This window comes from Aeromicrobium sp., assembly GCF_049586495.1.
Taxonomy (GTDB): domain Bacteria; phylum Actinomycetota; class Actinomycetes; order Propionibacteriales; family Nocardioidaceae; genus Aeromicrobium.
This window is the reverse complement of the sequence record NZ_JBAVCB010000069.1, coordinates 1-3247: the sequence shown is the minus strand read 5'-3', so window position 1 is coordinate 3247 and position 3247 is coordinate 1. Positions and strand designations below refer to the sequence as shown.

Genomic DNA, 3247 nt, shown 5'->3' with positions numbered 1-3247 from the left:
GTCGTTGCGCACGTACGGGCGAACGGACTTCAAGAGGGCAGACTCGCCGTGGATGAAAGCCTGGGCGCGCCCAGGCCACCAGGTCCACGCGCGCACCGCATCGTCGAGCAGAGTCGTGGATCCGGCGTCAGCATCGCCGCGATGCAGCCAGTGCGTCTCGACATCTGCTTGCGTCTTCCACGGCAACTCATCGGCTGGACCGTCGATCTCGACGAACGCCACGGCCCGCGCGCCGGCGGGCAACGCCTCGATGGCCGAGGAGATGGCCGGAAGACCGGCTTCGTCGCCCACGAACAAGTGCCAGTCGGCTTCAGGATCCGGTGCGTAGGCACCGCCGGGGCCGCGCAGATGTATCGAGTCTCCCGGCTCGACAGCAGCCGCCCACGGGCCGGCAACTCCCGCATCGCCGTGCACCACGAAGTCGATCGCCACCTCGCGGGCCACCGGGTCAATCCAACGAATCGTGTACGTGCGCAGCACCGGAGCGGCTTCTGAGGGCATCTGGTCGCGCACCACGTCGAGGTCGAGTGGCTCCGGGTAGTCCCATCCCTCGCGCAGGAAGACCAGCTTGACGTACATGTCGGTGAGCTGGCCCGCGCCGTGGGCCATGTGACGCTCCAGGTAGGTGTCGAAGCCGTCGCCGCCGAACACCACGCGCCGCAAGGTCGGAGCGATCTGCTCGACGCGCAGGACTGTCAGGCGGACGGGGCGCGACTTGCTCACGCGGTTAGCCTATCCACGTGACCCACGGTATCGACATCTCGCAGCTCGACCCTCAGATCCGCGTGCAGGACGATCTGTTCCGCCACGTGAACGGACCATGGCTGCGGACAGCCCAGATCAAGCCCGACCGGGCCACAGCCGGCTCCTTCGTCGAGCTCGTCGACGCCGCCGAGCTGGCGGTGCGTCGCATCATCGAGACCGCCGCCGCCGAGCCCGGAGACGACCCCGATGCGCGTCGGATCGGGGATCTCTACGCCAGCTTCATGGACGAGGACCGCATCGAGAAGCTCGGCGCCACTCCCCTGGCCGACGATCTGGCCAGGGTCGACGCCATCGTCGACGTCGCCGGACTGATCGGCACCCTCGGCGTGCTTGACCGTCAGGGCACCGGCGGGGTCTTCGGCCTCTACATCGCGCCAGACCGTGGCCAGCCCGACCGGTACGTCACTCACCTGGTGCAGAGCGGCATCGGTCTGCCGGACGAGTCGTACTACCGCGAGGAGCAGTTCGCCCCGATCCGCGAAGCGTACGTCGGCCACCTCGCCACGATGCTCGGGCTCGCCGGTCTGGACGACGCGGCCGGACGGGCCGAGCGCATCATGACGCTGGAGACGCACATCGCCTCGCACCACTGGGACCGGGTCGCGTGCCGCGACGCCCAGAAGACCTACAACCTGCTGGACCTGGCTGCTGTTCAGGACTTGACGCCGGCCTTCGACTGGACCGCCTGGGCGACCGCCGGGCAGGTACCGGACGCGGTGCTCGCTGAAGTCGTGGTGTCACAGCCCTCGTTCCTGCAGGGTGTGCAGACCCTGCTGACCGACGATCAGCTCGAGTCCTGGAAGGACTGGCTCCGATGGAGCATCGTGCACGCAGCGTCGCCCTACCTGTCCTCGGCCTTCGTGACGGCGAACTTCGAGTTCTACGGTCGCACGCTGTCAGGCACCGACGAGATGCGTCCCCGCTGGAAGCGCGGCGTCGGCTTCGTGGAGGGCGCCGTCGGCGAGGCGGTCGGCCAGATCTACGTGGCGTCGGAGTTCCCGCCAGCGGCCAAGGTGCGGATGACCGAGCTGATCGACAACCTCCTCGCCGCCTACCGCGACAGCATCGCAAGCCTGCCGTGGATGAGCGACGAGACCAAGAAGCGGGCCCACGACAAGCTTGACACCTTCACCCCCAAGATCGGGCATCCCGACCGCTTCAAGGACTACTCGGCGCTCAAGACCGATCCCACGGACCTGATCGGCAACGTGCGGCGCAGCATCGCGGTCGAGACCGACCGCGAGCTGAGCAAGATCGGGGCGCCCATCGACCGCGACGAGTGGTACATGACACCGCAGACGGTCAACGCCTACTACAACCCGACGATGAACGAGATCGTCTTCCCCGCCGCAATTTTGCAGCACCCGTTCTTCCACGCCGAGGCCGACGACGCCGTCAACTACGGGGCGATCGGCGCGGTGATTGGCCACGAGATCGGCCACGGCTTCGACGACCAGGGCTCGCAGTACGACGGCTCGGGTGCGCTGCAGAACTGGTGGACCGATGAGGACCGGGCGGCGTTCGACGCACTGACCAGTGCACTGGTGGCTCAGTACGACGACCTTTCGCCCGAAGGTGCCGACGGCCAGACCATCAACGGATCGCTGACGATCGGCGAGAACATCGGCGACCTGGGCGGACTGGGCATCGCGTACCGGGCCTTCCGGCTCAGCGAGCCCGGGGACGACCTCATCGATGGGTTCACCCCGGACCAGCGATTCTTCCTGTCCTGGGCCCAGGCCTGGCAGGGCAAGGTCCGTCCCGCCGAGACCGTGCGCCGTCTGACCGTCGACCCGCACTCGCCCCCGGAGTTCCGGTGCAATCAGGTGGTCCGCAACATCGACGCGTTCTACCAGGCGTTCTCAGTGACCGCCGACGACGCCCTCTGGCTGGCGCCTGAGGACCGCGTCACGATCTGGTGAACGGCCGCGGAAGACGGTCGACGACGGGGTCGACGATGTCCCAGAACAGGTCCGAAACGGGCCGCAGCCGATCACGCGTCCAGCCGTCGACCGCCGCAAGGGTCGCAGTGCTGACCCATACTGCGTCGAACGCGATCATCGACAGCGAGAACCACGGCAGGGCCATGACGACAGCGATCGACAGGTGAAACAAGATCACGAGGGCGATCGCGATGCGGCGTGTCACCGTCTGGAGCAGCATCAGAGGGAAGAACAGCTGTGTGAACACCACTACGTACGTCGCCAGACCCACGAAGAGACCGAAGTGGGTCATCGCATCGGTCAGGATCGGGAATGGCCTGTACTCCTGTAGCTGGAGAGGGTAGTAGAGCGCCGTGCCGTGCTGCCAGAGCGCGCCCTGCGTCTTGAACATGCCAGCTGAGATGTAGATCAGGATCAGCTGGAACATCAGGGCGGCCAGAAAGATGTTGTGGACACCGTTCGACAACCATCTCGGCAGGACCGGGTGACTGTTCCATGCGTTACGCAACGCTGTCCGTATCCGGGCGACGGGGTCGCGC

Annotated in this window: 3 protein-coding genes; 1 reads left to right on the top strand and 2 read right to left on the bottom strand. The window is 66.6% G+C overall.

Going from position 1 to position 3247, the window contains the following annotated elements; translation table 11 throughout:
* The coding region (locus WB508_RS04040) for a siderophore-interacting protein (protein WP_423843600.1) at nt 1-723 on the bottom strand (723 nt) is incomplete at its 3' end.
* A gap of 17 nt (nt 724-740) precedes the next feature.
* On the opposite strand from WB508_RS04040, the gene WB508_RS04035 reads away from it, so the two are divergent.
* Nucleotides 741-2687: a M13 family metallopeptidase gene (locus WB508_RS04035; RefSeq protein WP_423843599.1), complete on the top strand. Its 1947-nt coding sequence runs from the start codon at nt 741-743 to the stop codon at nt 2685-2687.
* On the opposite strand, the gene WB508_RS04030 is transcribed toward WB508_RS04035, so the two are convergent.
* Nucleotides 2674-3247: HTTM domain-containing protein (locus WB508_RS04030; protein ID WP_423843598.1), on the bottom strand; the 574-nt coding region annotated here is incomplete at its 5' end. The genes WB508_RS04035 and WB508_RS04030 overlap by 14 nt on opposite strands.